Source organism: Shewanella sp. S1-49-MNA-CIBAN-0167 (assembly GCF_040310145.1).
Taxonomy (GTDB): Bacteria; Pseudomonadota; Gammaproteobacteria; order Enterobacterales; family Shewanellaceae; genus Shewanella; species Shewanella psychromarinicola.
In genome coordinates, this window is record NZ_JBEOPO010000513.1 from 1 (window position 1) to 233 (window position 233).

Genomic DNA, 233 nt, shown 5'->3' on the forward strand with positions numbered 1-233 from the left:
GAGCCAGTACAGGCTCTCCTGGCGCAGGGTAGTGAATTTGATACAGTTCATCAGGAAAACGATAGAAATCATGAACGGTTTCAGGTTGCGCCCCGGCGGTTATCACCACATCGTCAGCGACATCGAGGTGGGCAGAAAACACCACAATAGCTCTAGGTGCAGGCCGCTGCTGGCCTAATTGTTGTAAAAATCGAGATGTTTTGCTGTTTTCAACAGCCATCATAGGAGAGCCG

At 50.2% G+C, this 233-nt stretch carries 1 pseudogene; it reads right to left on the minus strand.

The features are described from left to right. Window positions 1-233 (minus strand): annotated as a pseudogene (locus AAEZ00_RS22220) (DODA-type extradiol aromatic ring-opening family dioxygenase); the annotation flags it as partial.